This window comes from Brevibacterium casei CIP 102111, from assembly GCF_900169275.1.
Lineage (GTDB): Bacteria > Actinomycetota > Actinomycetes > Actinomycetales > Brevibacteriaceae > Brevibacterium > Brevibacterium casei.
Map to the genome: position 1 here is coordinate 463913 of NZ_FXZC01000003.1, position 20531 is coordinate 484443.

Consider the following 20531-nt stretch of genomic DNA (forward strand, 5'->3'; position numbering starts at 1 on the left):
TCATGGCGAACACACTCACCGTCGGCCAGCAGGCACCGGACTTCTCCCTCCAGGACGCCGACGGCCGGACCTATTCGAAGGAGGGTCTCGCAGGACAGCGGTTCATCCTCTACTTCTACCCGAAGGCCGCGACTCCGGGCTGCACGACCGAGGCGTGCGACTTCCGCGACAACCTCGCCTCCCTGACCGCCGGAGGCTTCGCCGTGCTCGGGGTCTCCCCCGACAGCCCCGAGGAGCTCCAGTCGTTCGCCGCGGACGAGTCGCTGACCTTCCCGCTGCTCTCCGACTCAGACAGCGCCGTCGCGAAGGCCTACGGCAGCTTCGGGGAGAAGACGATCGGCGACCGCACCGTCGAAGGCACGCTGCGTTCGACCTTCGTCGTCGACGAGTCGGGCGCGCTGCAGCTCGCCGAGTACAACGTCTCCCCCGACGGCCATGTCCGTCGCCTCCGAGAGACCCTCGACGTCTGAGACTCGACGCCTCAGCCTGAGGGCACACGACGACGCGGCACCGCAGAAGTCCTGCGGTGCCGCGTCGTCGTCGGGGCGCGATCAGGCCGTGAGCAGGCGGCCGTGCGGGGCGTCGAAGTCGACGGGAGTGCCGGCGAGCAGGGTCTGCCTCACGGCCCCGCGCACGGTGCGCTGGTCGTAGGCGGTGATCTGGTTGCGGTGGTGGAGCTCGGTCGCAGACACCGTCCACTCCTCCTCGGGGGCGAAGAGCGCGAAGTCCGCGGAGTTGCCCACCGCGATCGACCCTTTGCCCTCGACGCGGGCGATCGCCGCGGGGGCGGCCGACATCCAGCGGACCACCTCGGCGAGCCCGATGCCCCGCCGCTGCGCCTCCGTCCAGACGAGCGGGAGGCCGAGCTGGAGGGAGGAGATCCCGCCCCATGCCGCTCCGAAGTCACCGGACTCGAGGAGTTTGAGCTCCGCGGTCGAGGGCGAGTGGTCGGAGACGATGCAGTCGATCGTGCCGTCGATGAGCCCCTGCCACAGGGCCTCCCGGTTGGCCTCCTCGCGGATCGGCGGGCAGCACTTGTGCGTCGTCGCCCCGTCGGGGATCTCCTCGGCGGAGAAGACGAGGTAGTGGGGGCAGGTCTCGACGGTGAGCCGGACCCCCTCGGCCTTCGCCTCGGCGATCTGGGGCAGCGCATCGGCGGAGGAGAGGTGGAGGATGTGCGCGCGCCCGCCGGTGGCGCGTGCGGCGTCGATGACGCGTCCGATCGCGACGTTCTCGGCTTCGCGGGGGCGGGAGGCGAGGAAGTCGGCGAACCTCCGCCCCGAGGCGGTCGGGGCCTCGGCCATGACCGCGTGGTCCTCGGCGTGGACGATGAGGAGGCCGTCGAAGCCCGCGATCTCCGCGAGGTCGGTCTCCATCTCCGCCGGGGTGAGCGGCGGGAACTCGTCGACGCCGGAGTCCTCGAGGAAGCACTTGAAGCCGAAGACCCCGGCCTCGTGGAGGGGGCGCAGCTCCCCGGTGTTGCCGGGGATCGCCCCGCCCCAGAAGCCGACGTCGACGAAGGCCTTGGGTGCGGCGACGGCCCGCTTCGTCTCCAGGGCGTCGACATCGACCGTCGGGGGCAGGGAGTTGAGCGGCATGTCGAGGATCGTCGTCACGCCCCCGGCCGCCGCCGCCTTCGTCGCCGAGGCGAATCCCTCCCATTCGCTGCGTCCGGGATCGTTGACGTGGACGTGGGTGTCGACGAGGCCGGGCAGGAGCACCTGCGTGTCGTCGACGTCGAGGACCTGCGCCGAGGTGGTGCTCACCCGGTCCTCCCCCGTCGCGATCTCGACGATCCGTCCGTCGCGCACGGCCACCTCGGCGGCGGCGATGCCCTCGGGCAGGAGCGCGCGCTTCGCGCGGATGATGAGATCGACGCCGGCATCGGCCTCGGCCGGCGTCTGGGTCTGTGCGCCATCGACGCTCATGGGTTCCTCCTCGAATTCCTGAGCCTAGGGTCGGCCCCGCTCACGGGGCCATGGTATACCGGCGATCGGTCACTTCGCTGCTGCGAGTTCGCTCAGCGGGGTGAGCGCGGTGGGGGCGTCGGCCGGGGTCTGGGCGAGGACGTCGAACTCGTTGATGGCATCGAGGGCGAGCCCCATCGAGATGTTCGTGATCCTCTCGAGGATGATCTCGACGACGACGGGCACCTGGTGTTCGTCCATGAGCTCCTTGGCCACGCGCAGCCCTTCCCCGATGAGCTCGGGATCCTCGACGCGCAGCGCCTTGCAGCCGAGCCCCTGGGCGACGGCGACGTGGTCGACGCCGTAGCCGGCGGTCTCGCCCGTGGAGTTGATGTTGTCGAAGGCGAGCGAGACCTGATAGTCCATGTCGAAGCCGCGCTGGGACTGCCGGATGAGGCCGAGGTAGGAGTTGTTGACGACGACGTGGACGTAGGGGATCCGGTGCTGCGCACCGACCGCGAGCTCCTCGATCATGAACTGGAAGTCGTAGTCGCCCGAGAGCGCGACGACCGTCTGCCCGGGCTTGCCCTTCGCGACTCCCAGCGCCGCCGGCCCCGTCCATCCGAGCGGACCGGCCTGACCGGCGTTGATCCAGTGCCGGGGCCGGTAGACGTGGAGCATCTGCGCGCCGGCGATCTGGCTCAGCCCGATCGTCGAGACGTACGTGACGTCTTCGCCGAAGGCGGTGTTCATCTCCTGGTAGACCCGCTGCGGCTTGATCGGCTTCTCCGTGTAGTTCGTCTTCCGATGTTCGGTCGACTTCCGCTGCGTGCACGAGTGCGCCCACTCCGTGAAGTCGGGCAGGCCACGACCGGCGGCCCGGCCGCGGGCGGCGTCGAGCAGCGCGTCGAGGGCGGCCCCGGCGTCGGAGACGACGCCGTAGTCGGGGGCGAAGACGCGCCCGATCTGGGTCGGCTCGATGTCGATGTGGACGAACCTCCGCCCCTTCCGGTAGACGGAGAGGTCACCGGTGTGACGGTTGGCCCAACGGTTGCCGATGCCGATGACGAGGTCGGATTCGAGGAAGGACGCATTGCCGTAGCGCACGTGCGTCTGGATCCCGACCATGCCGGCGGCCAGCGGGTGGCTGTCGGGGATCGTGCCCCACCCCATGAGTGTGGGCGAGACGGGGATCGAGGTGAGTTCGGCGAACTCGACGAGCCGCTCACTGGCATCGGCACCCAAGATCCCGCCGCCGGCGATGATGAGCGGATGCTTCGCCTCGGCGATGAGGTCGAGGATCCGCTCCGCCTGCGCCGGGGTGGCCTGCGGCCGGTCGACGGGCAGCGGCTCGTAGGTGTCGATGTCGAAGTCGATCTCCGTCTGCTGGACGTCGATGGGCAGGTCGATGAGGACGGGCCCCGGACGCGCCGAGCGCATGAGCTGGAACGCCTTCTGGAAGACACCGGGCACCTGCCCCGCTTCGAGGACGGTCTTCGCCATCTTCGTCACGGGGGCGGCGATCGCCGCGATGTCGACGGCCTGGAAGTCCTCCTTGTCGAGGACGGCGACCGGCGCCTGCCCGGTGATGCAGAGGATCGGCTGCGAGTCCGCGGCAGCCGCATAGAGACCGGTGATCATGTCCGTGCCCGCCGGTCCCGAGGTGCCGAGGCAGACCCCGATGTTCCCCGGTGCCGCCCGCGTGAATCCGTCGGCCATGTGCGAGGCGCCCTCGACATGGCGGGCGAGCGTGTGGCGGATCCCGCCGTGGGCCCGCATCGCCGCATACAGCGGGTTGATCGCGGCTCCCGGCAGGCCGAAGGTCTCGGTCGCGCCTTCCTTCTCGAGGATGAGGACGATGGCGTCGACTGCGCGCATTCTCGTCATCACGCCGCTCCTTCCTGTGCGTCCGCGTCCTCGTCCTCCGCCGAGGCGGTCGTTCCCGAGAGCTGCTCGACGACGGTGAGGAGGCCGGAGTGGTCGAGTCCGCCGTTGCCCTGGGCGACGGTGGCGGCGACGAGCTGGGCGACGGCGGCGCCGAGCGGGATCGTCACCCCGGCCTCGCGGGCGGCGGCGGTGACGATGCCCATGTCCTTGTGGTGGAGCGCGAGCCGGAATCCGGGGGCGAATTCGCGGTCGAGCATCTTCTGCCCCTTCTGCTCGAGCACCTTGGAGCCGGCGAGTCCGCCGCCGAGGACTTCGAGCGCCGAGGCGGTGTCGACGCCGTAGGCCTCGAGGAAGACGACCGCCTCGGCGAGGAGTCCGATGTTGCCGGCGACGATGAGCTGATTCGCGGCCTTGACGGTCTGGCCGGCGCCCGAGGGGCCGACGTGGACGATCGTCTTCCCGACCGCCTCGAAGACCTCGGAGGCGGCCGCGAAGTCGGCCTCGTCACCGCCGACCATGATCGAGAGGACGCCGTCGACGGCGCCGGGCTCACCGCCGGAGACCGGGGCGTCGAGGGGCTTGAGTCCGGCCTCCTTCGCCTGCGCGGCGAGCTCCTTGGCGACGTCGGGCCGGATCGTCGAGAAGTCGATCCACATCGCTCCCGGCTTCGCGGCGGCGAGGATCCCGTCCAGCACGGCTTCGACGTCGGGCGAGTCGGGGACCATGGTGGCGATGACGTCGGCCCCGTCGACCGCCTCGGCGATCGTGGCTGCGGCCTGCCCGCCGGCGGCGGCGAGGTCCTCGGCCTTGGCGGGGGTGCGGTTGAAGCCGCGGACGGTGAAGCCGGCGTCGACGAGGTTCTTCGCCATGGGAAGTCCCATGATGCCGAGTCCGATGAAGGCGATGGTGGTCATGTTCTCTGTCCTTTGCAATGGGTCGGGGTGGTCAGCCGCCGAGGCGGTCGGTCAGTGGGCGAGCCACGCGAAGGCGGTCTCGCGGTCCTGCTTGTACTCGAGCGCGATCTGCCCGGAGTAGCCGAGGGCGAAGGAGCGGTCGATCCACTCCCTCAGCGGCAGCTGCCCGGTTCCCGGGGCTCCGCGGCCCTCGGCGTCGGCGATCTGGATGTGGCCGAAGTCCGCGGCCCCGGATTCGATCGCGGCGGCGACGTCGTCGCCGTTGACGGCCATGTGGAAGAAGTCGGCGAGGACGGCGATGTTCTCCGCCCCGCCGGCACGGACCGCCTCGACGACTGCGGCCGCATCGGCGGCGGTCTTGAGCGGGTAGGCGTCCGCCCCGGAGACGGGTTCGACGAGGACGGTGCCGCCGATGCCGGCCACGGCACGGGCGGCGACGGCGAGGTTCTCCAGCGCCACGGCGTCCTGCTCCTCCGGGGTCGAGTCGTCGACGCGCAGCCCGTAGAGGGCGTTGAAGGCGCGGCACCCGGTGCGTTCGCCGATGCCGGCGACGATCTCCGCGTTCTTTGTGAAGTCGGCCTGCGAGCCGGGGATCGAGACCATGCCGCGGTCACCTGCGGCCATGTCCCCGGCCCAGAAGTTCAGGCCCTTGAGCTCGACGCCGGCGGATTCGAGGGAGGCGATGAACGCGTCGACCTCGGCGGGGCTCGGCGTCGGGTCGCCGTCGAAGGGCCACCAGAACTCGACCTTGGCAAAGCCTGCGTCCTTCGCGGCCTGCGCGCGTTCGAGAACGGGGAGTTCGGTGAGCAGGGTGGAACAGTTGAGGATGTAGCTGTCTGCCTGAGTGAAGTCGAACGTCGACATCGGGTCTCCTTCGCGACTCTGCGATTTGCGGAAGTTTCCGTATTGTGGAAGTTCATTTCCGTTGGATGAAAACAGCATACGCATCGGCGGAGTGGGGAGTCAAGACCAGCAGCCCTCGATGCGAAAAGCCCTCCGGAGCTGACCACCCTGCTGGGGGTGGCCGAGCGCCCGGAGGGCTGCTGGCAGGCTGACCTCAGGCTCTGACGAAGCCTCAGCCTTTGACGAGGTCTCCGTCGACCCACACCCGCGTGAGGTCGGCGGGGGTGCCGAGGGCGAAGATCTTCGCGAGCGCATCCTCATCGGATTCGGCGTGGGCGAGGCCGACGTCGAGCGGCTGCCCGGCCGCGGGATCGACGAAGACGGCGTCGAAGCGCTTGCCCACGGACAGGTCGCCGACCGTCTCGTCGAGGCCGAGCGCCCCGGCTCCGGCCGAGGTCGCGAGGTGGAGGAGGTGGGTCGAGGTCAGCGGCACTCCGCCTGCGGGGTCGAGCTGCTGCATGAAGTACGCCTGCACGCCCTCCTTGAGCAGGGAGAACCCGGTGCCGGCCCCGACGTCGGAGCCGAGCGCCACCCGGACGCCTGCGTCGAGGTGGCGCCGCAGCGGGAAGAAGCCGCTCGCAAGCGCCGAGTTCGACGTCGGGCAGTGCGCTGCCGCCGCCCCCGCCTCCCCCATGCGCCCCAGCTCCCGGTCGGTGGGGTGGACGTTGTGGGCGAGGATCGTCTGCCTCCCGAGCAGTCCCGCGCGGTCGTACGTGTCGAGGTAGTCGCTCGCCTCCGGGTGGATCTCTGCGACCCCGGCGACCTCGTCGCGGTTCTCGTTGAGGTGCGAGGTCACCCAGATCCCCGGGTTGTCCGCGACGAGCTGCCCGCCCGCGGCGAGGAGTTCGGGTCCGGCGGAGAACGAGAACCGCGGGGTCACCGCGAAGCGCAGCCGCCCCTTCCCGTGCCAGCGGTCGATGAGCTCCTGGCTCTCGCGTACGGAGCGGTCGACGTCGGTGAGGAGGATGTCGGGGAGGTTCCGGTCGCTGGTGACCAGTCCCGTCGTGATCCGCAGCCCCACCTCGGCGGCCTGGGCGAAGAGGATGTCGACCGCGGAGGCGAAATGGGATCCGAAGACCATCGCCGAGGTGGTCCCGGCACTCGTCAGTCCGGTGAGGAACTCCCCGGCCAGCGCCCGGGCGTAGGCGTCGTCGCCGAGCTTCGCCTCCTCGGGCAGGGCGCACTGGTCGAGCCAGTCGAGCAGCGGCCGGCCGAGGTGTCCGATCGCCCGGATCTGCGGGAAGTGGACGTGGGTGTCGACGAATCCGGGGAGGAGGACGCCGGTGCGGAGGTCGACGACCTCGGCATAGGGATGGCGCTCCCTGGCGGTGGAGAAGTCGGTGCGGGCGACGATGCGTCCGGAGTCGACGACGAGCGCGGTGTCGGACTCCGATCGCAGGGTGCCCCCGGCGAAGGGATCGGCGGGGGTGTCGAAGACGCGGGCACGGAAGATCTGCATGGTGGTGCTCCTCTCAGAAGGGTGGGAAAAGGGGTCAGCGCAGCCGGCTGAGGAGGTCCGCGGCGACGCTGAGCGCGATCGTCGCAGGATGCTTCCCGGTCAGGGCGGGCAGACCGATGGGGCACGAGATCGTGTCGACGACCTCGGGGGCGTGGCCGTCGGCGATGAGGGCCTTGCGGAAGCGCTGCCATTTCGCGCTCGAGCCGATGAGCCCGATCGTGCCGAGGTCGCCGCGGCTCAGCGCGGCCTGGCAGAGGTGGAGGTCCTCAGCGTGATCGTGGGTCATGATGAACACGTGCGAGCCCGGCGGCAGGGACGTGAGCACCTCTTCGCCGACGACGGCGAAGTGGCGGCTGAGCTCGGCCACCGGGGGCTCGAGCCGGTCGAGCTCGCCCAAGTGCTCGGGCCGCGAGTCGGTCACGTGGAGGTCAATCTCGTGGCGGGCGAGGATCCGCGTGAGCTCGAGGCCGATGTTGCCGGCCCCGAAGATCGCGACCGTGGCGGGCACGGGCAGCGGCTCGAGGAGGAGGGCGACCTCGCCCCCGCAGCACTGCCGACCGTACTTCGCCGGTGCCTTGTCGTTGAGCCGCAGGGTGAGCATCTCCGGTTCGAAGAGGCGGTCGCCCGCATCGCCCGGGTGCCCCGGGAGGATCTCCCGGGGCGGGGGGATGGGGGCATCTCCGGAGTTTCCCCCCGCCGATGGTCCCATAGAGGTCATCGGCGGTGACGATCATCTTCGCTCCCGCCTCCCGCGGTGCGTGCCCGCGGACGGAGGCGAGGGTGATGAGGACCGCCGGCACCCGAGCGCTGCGGAGCTCGGCTGCTGCGTCCATCCAGGTCATGACGGCACAGGCTGCCGATCGGGGGTCGCATCACGGACGGCTTCGAGCGCCCAGAACACGGCCTCCGGGGTCGCCGGGGAGGCGAGTTCGACCGAGGTGCCTGCCGGTCCGAAGCCGGCGATCGCCTCCCGCAGAGCCTCGCGGACGGAGAAGGCGAGCATGAGCGGGGGTTCGCCGACGGCCTTCGAACCGTAGACCGCCCCCTCCTCGTGGGCCTTGTCGAGGAGGGCGATGTTGAAGACCTCGGGCATCTCGGAGAAGCTCGGGAGCTTGTACGTGCTCGCCGCCTGAGTGGCGAGCCGACCGCGACTGGGCTTGTCGCTCGTGTCCCAGCGCAGGTCCTCGAGCGTGAGCCATCCGGCGCCCTGGACGAAGCCGCCCTCGATCTGGCCGATGTCGATGAGCGGGGAGAGCGAGTCGCCGACGTCGTGGACGATGTCGACCCGGCGGAGCACATACGACCCGTCGAAGCGATTGACCTCGACCTCGGAGGCGGCCGCCCCGTAGGCGAAGTACTTGAACGGCTCACCCCGCATCGTCGAGAGGTCCCAGTGGAGTCCCTCCGTGCGGTAGAAGCCGGAGGCCGAGAGCTGGATCCGCTGGAAGTACGCGGTGTTGATGAGCTCTTCCCACGTGATCGTCTTCGGCGAGGACAGTGCGCTGACGATCCCGCGGCTGATCTCGACCTCGTGCGCCGGGGCCCCGAGGAGTCCTGCCGCGACCTGCCGGAGACGGCCGAGGATCTGCTCGCACGCATCTTTGACGGCCCCGCCGTTGAGGTCGGAGCCGGAGCTCGCCGCCGTCGCCGAGGTGTTGGGGACCTTGTCCGTGCGCGTGGGGGCGAGCCGCACGGTTGAGAGGGGAACCCCGAGCGTGGTCGCCGCGACCTGGAGCATCTTCATGTGCAGGCCCTGACCCATCTCGGTGCCGCCGTGGGTGACGAGGACCGAGCCGTCCTTGTAGACGAGGACGAGCGCGCCGCCCTGGTTGAAGGCGGTGAGGTTGAACGAGATCCCGAACTTCACCGGGGTGATCGCAATCCCCCGTTTGACGTGGTCGTGGGTGGCGTTGAACCGGGCGATCTCCGCTTCCCGCTTGGCCACCTCGGCGGAGGTGACGACCTCATCCCAGCAGGCCTCCATCCGGTCGGGATGGCGCACGGGCTGGTAGTAGGGGGTGTCCTGTCCGGCCTGGTAGAAGTTGCGGCGGCGCAGCTCACGGGCGCTCAGCCCCAGCTGCGGGGCGATGCGGCCGAGGATGTCCTCCATGACGAGCATCCCCTGCGGGCCGCCGAAGCCGCGGAACGCCGTCTGCGAGGTCTTGTGGCACTTCGCGACGCGGCCGTGGACGCGGATGTTGGGCACCCAGTACGCGTTGTCGATGTGGCACATCGCGCGGGTGAGCACGGGTTCGGAGAGGTCGAGGCTCCACCCGCCGTCGGCGGTGAGCGTGGCGTCGAGGGCGAGGATCCGCCCGTCCTCGGTCAGGCCGATCCGCCACGTCGAATGGAAGCCGTGGCGCTTTCCGGTCATCGTCATGTCCTGAGTGCGGCTCAGCCGCAGCCGGACGGGCCGACCGGTGAGCTTCGCACCGAGGGCGGCGAGCGCTGCGTACCCGTGGGGCTGCATCTCCTTGCCGCCGAAGCCTCCGCCCATCCGCAGGCACTGGACGGTGACCTCGTTGGCGGGGATCCCGAGGACGTGGGAGACGATGTCCTGGGTCTCCGTGGGGTGCTGGGTCGAGCACTGGATGAAGACCTGGCCGGACTCGTCGACGTGGGCGAGCGAGGCCTGGGTCTCGAGGTAGAAGTGTTCCTGCCCGGCGAATTCGAATTCGCCGGAGAAGACGTGCGCGGCGTCGGCGAAGGCGCCGTCGACGTCGCCCTTGTCGATGACCGGCTGGACCCCGTGGTAGCTGCCGGCGGCGATCGCATCGCGCACGGTGATGAGCGAGGGCAGCGGGGTGGCGTCGACGACGACCGCGGCGGCGCCGGCCTTCGCCGCCTCGAGGTCCTCGCCGAGGACCCAGGCGACCGGTTGGCCGTAGAACATCACCTCGTCGGTGGGCAGCATCGGCTCGTCGTGCTTGACGCCCTGGTCGTTGACCCCGGGCACGTCGGCGGCGGTGATGACCCGCACGACTCCGGGCACCTCGTACGCAGGCGCCGCGTCGACGCGGTCGAGGCTCGCGTGGGCGTGCTCGGACTGGACGGGGTAGGCGTGGAGGACGCCGGTGAGTCGTCCGACGAGGTCGTCGGTGTAGAGCGCGGCACCGGTGACGTGACCGAAGGCGCTCTCGTGGTGGTGGGATTCGCCGACGACAGGGTCGGCGGGGCGCTGGGAGAGATGGCTCATCGTCCTGCCTCCGTTCGGATCATGCCGGGCCCGCTCGCGCCCAGCTGTTCGGCGAAGAAGCGCTCGAGTGAGGAGCGCAGCATCGCAGTGCGGTACCGGGAGCTCGCCCGGTGGTCGTCCATCGGGGTGCCTTCGGCCGCGAGGGTCTCGGCCGCGTCGTGGACGGTCTCGAGCGTCCACGGCCTGCCTTCGATCGCCGCTTCCGTGGCGAGGGCGCGCAGCGGGGTCGCCGCGACGCCGCCGAGGCCGATGCGGGCTTTGTCCACGATGCCGTCGGAGACGTCGACGGCGTAGCCGATGGCGACCGACGAGATGTCGTCGAAGCGGCGCTTGGTGATCTTCTGGAACGAGGTGAGCGGGGAGAGCGGCAGCGGGATCCGGATCGCTGTGATGAGCTCGCCGGGCTCGCGCACGGTCTGCCGGTAGCCGGTGAAGTAGTCGGCCAGCGGCACGACCCGCTCCCCGCCCGCCGAGGTGAGCACGAGCTCGGCCTCGAGGGCGAGGAGGGCCGGCGGGGTGTCGCCGATCGGCGAGCCGGTGCCGAGGTTGCCGCCGATCGTCGCACCGTTGCGGATAAGGCGCGAGGCGAACTGCGGGAAGAGCTTGCCGAGCAGCGGGACGGATCCGGCGAGTTCGCGTTCGATCTCGCTCAGGGTGTTCGCCGCCCCGATCTCGACATGGGTCTCCGTCCAGCGGACGCCGCGGAGCTCGGGCAGCCGGTCGATCGCGAGCAGCGACTTCGCCCGGGCGCCCTTGATGTTGACCTCGACACCCCAGTCGGTGGCGCCGGCGACGACGAGGACGTCGGGTTCGAGGCTGAGGATCTCGACCGCCTCGGCGAGGCGGGTGGGACGACGGTACCGTCCCAGCTCACCGGTGGGGGTGTCGGGTCGGTGGAGGTCCGTGGCCGCCGAGGCCGGCGCCGGGTCGCTGCGGCGCGCGGCCAGGGCATCATCGTCGGTGGGGTCGCCGAGGGCGTAGGCTGCGTCCCTGATCGGGCGGTAACCGGTGCAGCGGCAGAGATTGCCGGAGAGGGCGTGGATGTCGAATCCGTTGGGACCGTGGTCGGAGTCGGTGGGGCGCTCGGGGCGGTAGTACTCCGCGGCCATCGAACAGATGAAGCCCGGGGTGCAGTAGCCGCACTGGGAGCCGCCGCGCACGGCCATCTCCTCCTGGACGGGGTGGACGTCGTCGACCGAGCCGAGGCCTTCGGCGGTGATGACCTCCTGGCCGTCGAGGGCCGCTGCCGGCAGCAGACACGCATTCACCGAGGTCCAGCGGGTGCCGTTCTCGCCATCGGGTCGGGCGATGAGGATGGCACAGGCTCCGCATTCGCCTTCCGCGCAGCCTTCCTTGGCTGCCGTGAGCCCCTGACCGCGGAGGAAGTCAAGGGCGTTGGTATGTGTGGGGCCGTCGAAGTCGTGATCGGTGCCGTTGACCGAGATCCGACAGCTCGAGCGTTCCGTGGTCGACGCGGACATCGCACTCACCTCCTGCGCCTCGTCGGTGAGGCGCACAGTGCATGGTTGGAACAGATGCCTTCGCTCTCCCGGACTTCTGGTTATCCATGCGAACAGCAGCGGAGAGCAGTGAGGGCGTCGGGGCACAGGCCACCGACGGACCGGCGTGCGTCAGTCGCCGTGGGCGATCTGCCCCTTCGTCCAAGCTGTCTGCTCCGTCACAATGCTCACCCTCCCAAGATAGCCGAAATGGGACCGCGAACGAAGTAGAGGACGAATCCGACGGAGACGACCCAGAGCAGCCAGTGGACGTGCTGTCCGCGACGGCTGAACGCGTGGATGAGCGCCCAGGAGATGAATCCGACGCCGATGCCGTTGGCGATCGAGTAGGTCAGGGGCATCGTCACCATGGTGAGGAAGACCGGCAGCGAGGTGCGGAAGTCGCTCAAGTCGATCTCCCGGATCTGGGAGACCATCATCGCGCCGACGACGACGAGGGCTGCCGCGCCGGCCTCCATCGGGATGACCCCGATGAGCGGAGCGAAGAACATCGAGAGGAGGAAGAGGACGCCGGTCACGCACGCGGCGAGACCGGTGCGTGCACCCTCGGCGATGCCTGCGGCGGAATCGACGAAGACCGTGTTCGACGACGCCGAGGCGCCGCCGCCGGCGACCGCGCCGAGACCCTCGATGATGAAGGCGCCGCGGATGCGGGGGAACATGCCGTCCTTCGTCTGCAGGCCAGCGCTGCGGGCGAGACCCGTCATCGTGCCCATCGCGTCGAAGAAGTTCGTGAACACGAGGGTGAAGACGAGCATCGTCGCGGCGAGGACTCCGATGCGCTCGAACGAGCCGAAGAGGTCGAAGGCGCCGATGAGGGAGAAGTCGGGCAGAGCGACGATCTGGCTCGGCAGCTGCGGAGCGCTGAGGTTCCAGCCCTGCGGGTCCGGGTTGACCGGGTCGCCGACGGTGCCGAGCTTCGCGAACGCCTGGATGATGATCGCGGCGATCGTCGCGACGATCATCCCGATGAGGATGCCGCCGGGGATCTTCCGGGCCACGAGCACACCGATGAGGATGAGCGCGCCGATGAAGACCACGGTCGGCAGGGAGGCGATCGATCCGTCCTGCCCGAGCTGGACGGGCGGACCGGCGGGCGTGCGGGTGACGAAGCCGGAGTTGACGAAGCCGATGAACGCGATGAAGAGGCCGATGCCCACCGTGATCGCGACCTTGAGGGCGTGGGGAACGGCATTGAAGATCGCCGTGCGGATGCCCGTGGCGCCGAGGACGACGATGATGACGCCGTTGATGATGACGAGCCCCATCGCCTCGGCCCATGTGACCTCCTGGACGACGGAGACGGCGAGGAAGCTGTTCATCCCCAGGCCGGCGGCGAGCGCGAACGGGAGCCGGGCGACGACGCCGAAGAGGATCGTGATGAGACCCGCGACGAGGCCGGTGACGGCCGTGAGCTGCGCGAAGTCGAGCGTGCCGCCGGTGACGTCGGCGGAGCCGCCGAGGATGAGCGGGTTGAGCACGACGATGTAGGCCATCGCCACGAAGGCGACGATGCCGCCGCGGATCTCCTGGCGCACCGAGGATCCGCGCTGGGTTATCTCGAAGAATCTGTCCAGTGCACTGGGACTGCCGTGCTCGACGGGTGCCGTGTCCCGCCCTGAATCGTTGTCAGCCATTTTCATGGACCACCTCAAACTGTTCGATTTGGTCGGCCGCGACATCGTCGTCGCGGCCCTGCGCCTTGAACGTGCGCATTGAAACGAGACAGTCAGCGCACGGGAGGCCCCGCCAGGACTTCCACGATACGGAAAACTATTTCTATTTCATTTGGACAGTCTCGCGTCACACCCAGGGGTGTGTCAATCGTCACAGGGCCGTGAGGGGAATCGAGACACAACTGACACCAGTGTAGTCTCCGGGTCGCCGTGACGACTCCGGACAGCAGAGAACCCCCTGGCTGACCAGGGGGTTCATGTGGCGGTGGCGGTGGGATTTGAACCCACGGTACGGGGTTACCGTACACAACATTTCGAGTGTTGCACCTTCGGCCGCTCGGACACGCCACCGCCGACAACAATACAGTCGGTGCCACAGGAGGGCCAAATCATCGCACCGTGAGAGCGGTCACCTCTGTCGGCACCTCACCCTCGGCGGGCGGTGAAGAACTCGCGCAACAGCGCCGCACTCTCCTCCGCGCGCACGCCCGCGTAGACCTCAGGGTGGTGGAGAGCCGCACGGTCGCGCGGGATGTCCCAGATCGAGCCGACGGCTCCGGCCTTCTCGTCGAAGGCGCCGTAGACGAGGCGGGCGATGCGGGAGCCGACGAGTGCGCCCGCGCACATCACGCACGGTTCGAGGGTGACGACGAGGGTGCAGCCGTCGAGGCGCCAGCGTCCGGTCGCCTCGGCGGCGGCGCGCAGGGCGATGAGCTCGGCATGGCCGAGCGGATCCTCGTCGACCTCGCGCCGGTTGTGGCCGCTGCCGATGACCCGGCCGTCCTCATCGACGACGACGGCGCCGACGGGGACGTCGTCATGTGCGGTCGCCCGGGCCGCCTCGGCGAGGGCGAGATCCATCCACTCGGGGAAGCGGTTCAGCGTGCGGCCTCGAGCTGATCGGCGAAGCCGACGGTCTCGCCGACGTGGGCGACGACGCGGGCCGGGTCGGACCGGTGCTGCTCGACCTGCTCGATGAGGTCGGCCGCCGGGAGCCCCCGGTCGGCGTAGATGTCGGCGTCCCCGCCCCATTCGGCGTCGCCGTCGAAGTCGAGCATCTCGATCTCGTCGTCGTTGTCGTCCTCGTCCTCGTCTTCGGAGGTCTGCGTCTCCTCGTCGAGGCCGAACTCCTCTTCCGGCTCGGCCTCGTACGCATCGGGGCGGGAGTCGAGGTAGTCGGCGAAGATCGCAGCGAAGGGACTGAGCTCGACGGCCCGGAGATCGGAGAGGAAGACCTTGACCTCGTTGTCCCGGCACAGCCGCACGAGGCCGAACCACTCGTCCTCGTGCTCGATGACGGCGATCGCCTCGCCGTCGTCGGAGCCTGCGGTGCGCATCATGTCGACCAGGCCGTCGAGGTCCGCGGCGTCACGGACGTCGACGTCGAGGGCGCGGAAGCCGTCGCTGGACTCGGCAAGGATCTCACTGAAGTAGGACATGTCTCCATTGTGGACTCTTCTCAGTCCTTTCACCACAGGATCCGCTCTTTCTCCGCCTGTGTTTCGACGTACCATTTCCTGTATGCGCCTACACGTAGCCGATCACCCGCTCATCGCCCACAAGCTCAGCGTCCTCCGTGACGAGAGCACCGATTCCGCGCGGTTCCGGCAGCTCACCGAGGAGCTCGTCATGCTTCTCGCCTACGAGGCCACGCGCTCGGTCGCCGTCGAGGACCGCGAGGTGTCCACCCCGGTCTCGACGTTCACCGGCACCCGCCTGGCCGAACCCCGTCCCGTCGTCGTCCCCATCCTCCGCGCGGGCCTCGGCATGCTCGACGGAATGCTGCGCATCCTCCCCACCGCCGAGGTGGGATTCCTCGGCATGGTCCGCGACGAGACGACGTTCGAACCCACCGCCTACGCCGACCGGCTGCCCGATGACCTCAGCGGTCGTCAGATCTTCGTCGTCGATCCGATGCTCGCCACCGGCGGCACCCTGGCCATGGCCATCGACTTCCTCCTGGCCCGCGGTGCCCGCGACGTCACCGCCGTCTGCCTCGTCTCCGCCCCCGAAGGCGTCAAGCGCATCGAACAGTCGTACGGGGAGTCGGCGCACGTCGAGATCTACACCGCGGCCCTCGACGAACGCCTCAACGAGCAGGGGTACATCGTCCCCGGGCTCGGCGACGCCGGGGACCGGATGTACGGCATCGTCGACTGAGAGCCTCGGCGTCATAGTTCGTCACACTCGTCTCAAAAACGGCGAATCCTTTGCAGGCGCGTCAGACTGTGACGAATAATGAAGTCATGACCTCTGTGACGTATCAGCCACGAATGTGCGCGGCAGCCATGTGTATGCCCTGCGTTCGTCGTCGGTGATCGTCCTTCCGCTGTCCGACCGCGAACGAGTGCACGTCAGCCACGCAGCGGACCCCCACGACTCACTCAGAGGACAGCCATGCCGAATCCAGAGCCGAACTACGTCCACCCCCGCAGTGCCGTCGCCGTCCGGAGGGCAGGAGCCAGGTTGAGCGCCGTCGATCCGCAGAACCCTCCGCACACGTACGGACCCAGCGGTGTCGTCCCCTCCCCGAAGGCCGCCCGCGGGATCATCGTCTACATCGGCCTCGACGAATCGAAGGCCGCCGCCGACGGCACGAACCTCTCCGCGATCGCCGGTGAACTCCAGGCGTACGCGAAGGAGCTCGCCTCGCAGGCCGAGACGCAGGCCGTCATCGCCCTGGCCCCGGAGGGCCGCGGCAGCGACATCGATGCCGTCCGCGCCGTCGCCAACGGCTCGCCGGCCGCCAGCGGCACCCCCGCAGGCACCCACGGACCCGTGCGCTCCCGCATTCCCAACCGCATCCACCCGCCTGCGCTGCGCGACGACGCCGCTGCAGGCGGCTACGGCGCCCACCCGGGCGAAGTCTTCGGCGAGAAGGCGGCCGAGCGTCTGCGCATCGACATCCCCCGTCGGGAGGTGCGCATCGACGGCGACCTCGTCGACGTCACGACGAAGGAGTTCGACCTGCTCGCCACCCTCGTCTCGCACCCGGACGAGACCCTGCCGCGCGACGCCCTCATCGCCGCCGTGTGGTCGGGCTCGGAGGAACCGGACGAGCGCACCGTCGACGTCCACATCCGCCGGCTCCGGCGCCGCCTCGGCGAGCACTCCTCGGTCATCCGCACGATGAGGGGTGCCGGCTACCGGTACGACACGCACCCCGACGTCACCGTGTGGTCGGCGACCGCGCACCGGTGATCCGGGTCGCACCACCCACCCAGGAGGGGGACAGACTTCGCGGTTATGCTCGTTGATCGATGAATCAGGCATATCCCCGAACCCGTTCCGCGCGGAGGTCCGCGAAGGGAGTCACCGCACTCGTCTTCGGCATCCTCTATGCCGCGTTCCTTCTCCTCCACCACCTCCTCCCCTCCCGAGCAGGCATCGCCCTGCTCGTCGAGAGCATCCTGCCGTGGACGGGAGTGATCGTCGGCCTCGTCGCCCTCATGGCGCTCTTCCGCTTCTCCGTGCTCTCGGTCATCGGCGTGCTCGTGCCCTCCATCGTGTGGCTGACGATGTTCGGCACAGCACTCCTGCCGGGCAAGGACGCGGGCACGGCCGACCTCACGGTCGCCACCCAGAACGTCGGAGCCCGCCTGCCGCAGCCCACCGCCACGGCGAAGAACCTCATCGACGCAGAGCCCGACATCCTCACGATCCAGGAACTCGAGTCGCTCTCAGGCCAGATCATCCGCAAGGAGCTCGACTCGGCGTTCGAGAACTCACAGGTCGTCGGCACTGTCGGGGTGTGGTCGAAGTGGCCGATGTCCGCCCCTGAGGCGGTCGACCTCGGTCTGCCGTGGGAGCGGGCCTTCGCAACGACGGTGTCGACCGACCACGGCGATGTCCGCTTCTACGCCGTGCACATGCCCTCGGTCCGGCCCGGGCATGAGGCGATGCGCAATGCCGCCCTGCGTCGCCTCGCGACAATCGTCTCCGCCGACGAGGCCGAGCGGGTCATCGTCGCCGGCGACTTCAACACCGCGACGACGGACCGCAACTTCTCCGAACTCGTGCCCCCGCTCGAGGACTCCCGGGTCGAGGCCCACGGCGGCTTCGGCTTCACGTGGCCGTCGGTGTTCCCGGTGACCCGTCTCGACCACATCCTCTACCGCGGTTTCGATGCGACCTCGGACCGCGTGCTCGGACGGGGCACGAGCGACCACCGCGCCGTCATCGCCGGACTCGACCTCAGCTGAGGAGCACACTCACTTCGTGCACTGGCCCGTCGGCTGCGGGGTGCTGCTGCTCGCTCCCGCCTGCAGCTCGTCGCGGATCTCGGCCCGGGTGAGCGCATAGCCGGTCTCCTCATCGGTGGCGGAGCGGGCGAAGACCATGCCGATGACGTTGCCGTCGGAGTCGAGGAGGGGTCCGCCCGAATTGCCCTCCCGGACGATTCCGCGCACCGAGTAGACCTCGCGGACGACGCTCGACTCGTCGTAGATGTCGAGCCCGCGGGCGTTGATCTTCTCGCGCACTCGCGACGGAGAGATCGTGTACGGACCGTTGGCGGGAAAGCCGACGACGACAGAGTCGTCACCGGGACCGGCCGGTGAGCCGAACTCGAGCGCGGGAGCATCGAGTTCGGGGACCCTGAGGACGGCGACATCGGCTTCGGGATCGAATTCGACCACCTCGGCGGAGTAGGGGCGCCCCGTCCCTCCGACCTGGACGGCGAGGCTCGTCGACCCGGCGACGACGTGGGCGTTGGTGGCGACGAGGCCGTCGCTGTAGACGAACCCGGTGCCCTCGGATCCGGCGGCGCATCGGGTGGTCGTCGTCGTCACCTTGACGACGGACTCCTCGACGCTGCGGCCGACCTCGACCATGCCGGAGTCGGGTTCGCCGACACCGCGGATCTCCTCGGTCTGGCCGGAGAAGACCTGTGGGAAGCCCGTGGCGCGCAGTGTCGAGGCGAGGTCGCCGAGGGCGACCTGCGAGGAGTACGGGATCGTCCGGTCGATCGCGGCGATGACCGCGGAGTCGGCGACCCACCGGTTGGGTTCGACGAGCGGGGAGGCACGGACGAATCCGGCGGCGAGCCAGAGGACGAGGACGTAGACGATGCCCGCGGTCACCGTCCCGCCGATCGAGTCGATGCCCTGCCCGAGCTCAGAGTCCATGGCCCGCCGGATCGCGATGCCGATGCCGTTGCCGGCGAACGCGAAGAGCACGCTGAGGACGAGCGGCATCGCCGCGAGCAGGGCGATGACCCCGGGGTTCTCCATCGCCTGGGTGCCCGCGGAGATGTTCTCGACCAGCGGGGAGGTCAGCCGCCCGGCGATCCAGCCGACGACGAAGCCGACGACCGTGCACAGGCCGATGATGAAGCCCTGCCGGAAGCCGAGGAAGAGCGCAGCGATGCCGAGGAGGACGATGATGACGTCGACGATCACGCCGACCTCGTCTCTCCCCGGGAGGCTGAGAGCAGACGGTCACGGGCTCCGGCGAACTCACGCAGTTCGTAGTTCTCGATGGTGCGCTCCTTGGGTCCGCCGAGACCGGCGAGCAGACGCATCCGCGTCGTCGCGAGCTGCCCGGCGAGGCGGATCATCGTCCGCATCTCCTGCTTGCCCCCGGGGAAGGTCTTCGCCCAGCGTTTGCCCTGCTTGCGGCCCTTCCACGTTCCGAGCATGTCGACCTCGGCGTGGGAGAGCCACCCGGAGTTCGCGTAGTCGCCGAGCATGTTGCGGGTGTGCAGGCGCTCGCTGCGGCGGAGGATGAGGCCGGCGACGACCCAGCAGGTGGTGAGGATGAAGCTGAGGACGATGAGGCCGACGATCTGCGCGATGGGGCTGATGAGCTGGAGACCGGTCATCGACCCGTTCCAGATCGCGTGGAGGCACATGCCGACGAAGAGCCCGGGAAGCCACATGAGGATGACCGCCCACCACGGCCATTTGCGGGCGGCGAATCCGATCGTCACCCCGGCCCAGGACGAGAAAGCCGTGTGGAGCAGGGGTGAGCAGAGGCAGCGGAGCACGAAGGTCACCCACAGGCCGGACGCGCTCTCCTCCCACGCGGCGCCGAGGTAGAGGACGTTCTCCGTGAACGCGAACCCGGCCCCGATGAGCGCGCCGTAGACGAGGCCGTCGAGGGGCCCCTCGAAATGACGTCGGGCGAGGAGGACGATGACGACGAGGAGGGCGGTCTTCGTCGTCTCCTCGACGACGGGGGCTTCGACGACGGTCTTGAACACGTCGGGCACCGCGCCGACACCGGCGAAGTAGAGGGCGACCTCCCCGACGAGGGAGACGAAGAGGGTGAGGACGACGGAGGCGACCGCTCCCCAGAGGAGGCAGAGGCCGAGGAGGAGCTTCGGCTGGGGCTTCCACCGATCGAGCCACAGCACGTAGGCGATGATTCCGATGAGGGGGATGGCCGAGAGTCCGATGAGCCCGAAGAGGCGGGCACCGAAGCTGAAGCCGCCGAAGATCGCCATGACGAGGAGACCGAAGACGAGGGCGCAGACGGCGAGGATCGCGAGGACGAGGCGGACGACGTTGCCCGGCGATCCCGGCTCGGCCGGTTCCGGCGTGCGCCGCACGGCCCCTGTCCACGGAGTCTCGGCGACCCGGTGCTGCGGGGGCTGCATCTGTGCGCGCACCCGCATCTCCTGCGTCACCGTCGGCGCGAACCGCGGCTGCTCGTAGACGCGGGACTGCATCGGCTGGCCGGGATGGGACTGGTGGCCGGGACGGGTCATCTGCCCCGGCGGCGGGATGCGCAGGCCGAGGTCGGGACCCGGTCCGGGGGCCTGCCGCCGCATCGGCGGCGGGGCCGCGGTGCGCTGGGGGTTCTGCGGTCGCGGGCGGAAGCGGTCATCGCTGCGGCGGGGATCGACGACGGGGCCAGGATGCTGACCACCGTGGTTCGGGCCCGGGCCGTGCGGAGGGCCTGCATGTTCCGACATACACCGTCCTTCTCGATCGGATGCAGGGCGTTGACTGCTCGTCCAGTCTACGGTTGATCGCTGACACCGGGCCGTGCGGTTCGTGTCTGTTCGGCAACAACCCGCCTGGCCATCCGTCTCCCACCCACTCGTGTCCCAGCGGGTGTGGATCCC

17 protein-coding genes, 1 tRNA gene and 1 pseudogene are annotated in these 20531 nt (G+C 69.4%); 4 read left to right on the forward strand and 15 right to left on the reverse strand.

Going from position 1 to position 20531, the window contains the following annotated elements; all coding sequences use genetic code 11:
• Nucleotides 1-2: 2 nt before the first annotated feature.
• On the forward strand, nucleotides 3-470 hold the full coding sequence (locus BC102111_RS09220) for a peroxiredoxin (protein WP_101624140.1): 468 nt from the start codon (nucleotides 3-5) through the stop codon (nucleotides 468-470).
• Between the two features lie 81 nt (nucleotides 471-551).
• Here the strand turns inward: BC102111_RS09220 and allB are convergent, their stop codons facing one another.
• The 13 genes and pseudogenes from allB to BC102111_RS09280 all read right to left on the reverse strand — a co-directional run bounded on the left by allB (nucleotide 552) and on the right by BC102111_RS09280 (nucleotide 14901).
• Nucleotides 552-1928: an allantoinase AllB gene (gene allB / locus BC102111_RS09225; protein ID WP_101624141.1), complete on the reverse strand. Its 1377-nt coding sequence runs from the start codon at nucleotides 1926-1928 to the stop codon at nucleotides 552-554.
• A 69-nt stretch (nucleotides 1929-1997) separates the two neighbouring features.
• Nucleotides 1998-3794 (reverse strand): glyoxylate carboligase, encoded by a 1797-nt coding sequence (gene gcl, locus BC102111_RS09230; protein ID WP_095376101.1) that lies wholly within the window; start codon nucleotides 3792-3794, stop codon nucleotides 1998-2000.
• Nucleotides 3794-4708: a 2-hydroxy-3-oxopropionate reductase gene (locus BC102111_RS09235; RefSeq protein WP_101624142.1), complete on the reverse strand. Its 915-nt coding sequence runs from the start codon at nucleotides 4706-4708 to the stop codon at nucleotides 3794-3796. The genes gcl and BC102111_RS09235 overlap by 1 nt, the downstream gene beginning before the upstream one ends.
• 51 nt (nucleotides 4709-4759) lie before the next feature.
• Nucleotides 4760-5572, reverse strand: coding sequence for a hydroxypyruvate isomerase family protein (locus BC102111_RS09240; protein ID WP_063249930.1), 813 nt, complete (start codon nucleotides 5570-5572; stop codon nucleotides 4760-4762).
• Nucleotides 5573-5783: 211 nt separating this feature from the next.
• Nucleotides 5784-7070, reverse strand: coding sequence for a guanine deaminase (gene guaD / locus BC102111_RS09245; protein WP_101624143.1), 1287 nt, complete (start codon nucleotides 7068-7070; stop codon nucleotides 5784-5786).
• Between the two features lie 34 nt (nucleotides 7071-7104).
• The gene (xdhC, locus tag BC102111_RS09250; RefSeq protein ID WP_257957710.1) at nucleotides 7105-7779 is read right to left on the reverse strand and encodes a xanthine dehydrogenase accessory protein XdhC; all 675 of its coding nucleotides are present in this window, start codon (nucleotides 7777-7779) and stop codon (nucleotides 7105-7107) included.
• Between the two features lie 34 nt (nucleotides 7780-7813).
• Nucleotides 7814-7912: pseudogene (locus BC102111_RS18010) on the reverse strand (xanthine dehydrogenase accessory protein XdhC); the annotation flags it as partial.
• Nucleotides 7909-10266, reverse strand: a complete 2358-nt coding sequence (gene xdhB / locus BC102111_RS09255) for a xanthine dehydrogenase molybdopterin binding subunit (RefSeq protein ID WP_101624144.1) — start codon at nucleotides 10264-10266, stop codon at nucleotides 7909-7911. The gene xdhB and the pseudogene BC102111_RS18010, both read right to left, overlap by 4 nt.
• On the reverse strand, nucleotides 10263-11747 hold the full coding sequence (locus BC102111_RS09260) for a xanthine dehydrogenase small subunit (protein ID WP_063249985.1): 1485 nt from the start codon (nucleotides 11745-11747) through the stop codon (nucleotides 10263-10265). Before BC102111_RS09260 ends, xdhB begins: the two co-directional genes overlap by 4 nt.
• Before the next feature lie 206 nt (nucleotides 11748-11953).
• Nucleotides 11954-13423, reverse strand: coding sequence for an NCS2 family permease (locus tag BC102111_RS09265; RefSeq protein WP_063249933.1), 1470 nt, complete (start codon nucleotides 13421-13423; stop codon nucleotides 11954-11956).
• 299 nt (nucleotides 13424-13722) lie between these two features.
• Nucleotides 13723-13813, reverse strand: a tRNA-Ser gene (locus tag BC102111_RS09270).
• Nucleotides 13814-13888: 75 nt separating this feature from the next.
• Entirely contained in the window at nucleotides 13889-14323 is a 435-nt protein-coding gene (locus BC102111_RS09275) for a nucleoside deaminase (protein ID WP_101624145.1), read from the reverse strand.
• 17 nt (nucleotides 14324-14340) lie between these two features.
• Complete coding sequence (locus tag BC102111_RS09280; protein WP_101624146.1) at nucleotides 14341-14901, reverse strand: tRNA adenosine deaminase-associated protein; 561 nt, start codon at nucleotides 14899-14901, stop codon at nucleotides 14341-14343.
• Nucleotides 14902-14983: 82 nt separating this feature from the next.
• Here BC102111_RS09280 and upp point away from each other — a divergent pair, with 82 nt between their 5' ends.
• The 3 genes from upp (at nucleotide 14984) to BC102111_RS09295 (ending at nucleotide 17664) form a co-directional block, all read left to right on the forward strand.
• Nucleotides 14984-15622 carry a uracil phosphoribosyltransferase gene (gene upp / locus BC102111_RS09285; protein ID WP_009377978.1) on the forward strand — a complete coding sequence of 213 codons (639 nt, stop codon included), beginning with the start codon at nucleotides 14984-14986 and terminating at the stop codon, nucleotides 15620-15622.
• Nucleotides 15623-15859: 237 nt separating this feature from the next.
• Complete coding sequence (locus tag BC102111_RS09290; RefSeq protein WP_101624147.1) at nucleotides 15860-16663, forward strand: winged helix-turn-helix transcriptional regulator; 804 nt, start codon at nucleotides 15860-15862, stop codon at nucleotides 16661-16663.
• Between the two features lie 59 nt (nucleotides 16664-16722).
• Complete coding sequence (locus BC102111_RS09295) at nucleotides 16723-17664, forward strand: endonuclease/exonuclease/phosphatase family protein (protein WP_009377976.1); 942 nt, start codon at nucleotides 16723-16725, stop codon at nucleotides 17662-17664.
• A gap of 9 nt (nucleotides 17665-17673) precedes the next feature.
• Here the strand turns inward: BC102111_RS09295 and BC102111_RS09300 are convergent, their stop codons facing one another.
• Together BC102111_RS09300 and BC102111_RS09305 are read right to left on the reverse strand one after the other, a co-directional pair.
• On the reverse strand, nucleotides 17674-18861 hold the full coding sequence (locus tag BC102111_RS09300; RefSeq protein ID WP_009377975.1) for a MarP family serine protease: 1188 nt from the start codon (nucleotides 18859-18861) through the stop codon (nucleotides 17674-17676).
• Nucleotides 18858-20378, reverse strand: a complete 1521-nt coding sequence (locus BC102111_RS09305) for a PrsW family intramembrane metalloprotease (RefSeq protein ID WP_101624148.1) — start codon at nucleotides 20376-20378, stop codon at nucleotides 18858-18860. Before BC102111_RS09305 ends, BC102111_RS09300 begins: the two co-directional genes overlap by 4 nt.
• Nucleotides 20379-20531 lie beyond the last annotated feature (153 nt).

Excerpts from the sequence above, each read along its gene's own strand:
- BC102111_RS09220 (WP_101624140.1), top strand. The coding sequence starts at position 3 with ATGGCGAACACACTCACCGTCGGCCAGCAGGCACCGGACTTCTCCCTC.
- allB (WP_101624141.1), bottom strand. The coding sequence starts at position 1,928 with ATGAGCGTCGATGGCGCACAGACCCAGACGCCGGCCGAGGCCGATGCC.
- gcl (WP_095376101.1), bottom strand. The coding sequence starts at position 3,794 with ATGACGAGAATGCGCGCAGTCGACGCCATCGTCCTCATCCTCGAGAAG.
- BC102111_RS09235 (WP_101624142.1), bottom strand. The coding sequence starts at position 4,708 with ATGACCACCATCGCCTTCATCGGACTCGGCATCATGGGACTTCCCATG.
- BC102111_RS09240 (WP_063249930.1), bottom strand. The coding sequence starts at position 5,572 with ATGTCGACGTTCGACTTCACTCAGGCAGACAGCTACATCCTCAACTGT.
- guaD (WP_101624143.1), bottom strand. The coding sequence starts at position 7,070 with ATGCAGATCTTCCGTGCCCGCGTCTTCGACACCCCCGCCGATCCCTTC.
- xdhC (WP_257957710.1), bottom strand. The coding sequence starts at position 7,779 with ATGGGACCATCGGCGGGGGGAAACTCCGGAGATGCCCCCATCCCCCCG.
- xdhB (WP_101624144.1), bottom strand. The coding sequence starts at position 10,266 with ATGAGCCATCTCTCCCAGCGCCCCGCCGACCCTGTCGTCGGCGAATCC.
- BC102111_RS09260 (WP_063249985.1), bottom strand. The coding sequence starts at position 11,747 with ATGTCCGCGTCGACCACGGAACGCTCGAGCTGTCGGATCTCGGTCAAC.
- BC102111_RS09265 (WP_063249933.1), bottom strand. The coding sequence starts at position 13,423 with ATGGCTGACAACGATTCAGGGCGGGACACGGCACCCGTCGAGCACGGC.
- BC102111_RS09275 (WP_101624145.1), bottom strand. The coding sequence starts at position 14,323 with ATGGATCTCGCCCTCGCCGAGGCGGCCCGGGCGACCGCACATGACGAC.
- BC102111_RS09280 (WP_101624146.1), bottom strand. The coding sequence starts at position 14,901 with ATGTCCTACTTCAGTGAGATCCTTGCCGAGTCCAGCGACGGCTTCCGC.
- upp (WP_009377978.1), top strand. The coding sequence starts at position 14,984 with ATGCGCCTACACGTAGCCGATCACCCGCTCATCGCCCACAAGCTCAGC.
- BC102111_RS09290 (WP_101624147.1), top strand. The coding sequence starts at position 15,860 with ATGCCGAATCCAGAGCCGAACTACGTCCACCCCCGCAGTGCCGTCGCC.
- BC102111_RS09295 (WP_009377976.1), top strand. The coding sequence starts at position 16,723 with ATGAATCAGGCATATCCCCGAACCCGTTCCGCGCGGAGGTCCGCGAAG.
- BC102111_RS09305 (WP_101624148.1), bottom strand. The coding sequence starts at position 20,378 with ATGTCGGAACATGCAGGCCCTCCGCACGGCCCGGGCCCGAACCACGGT.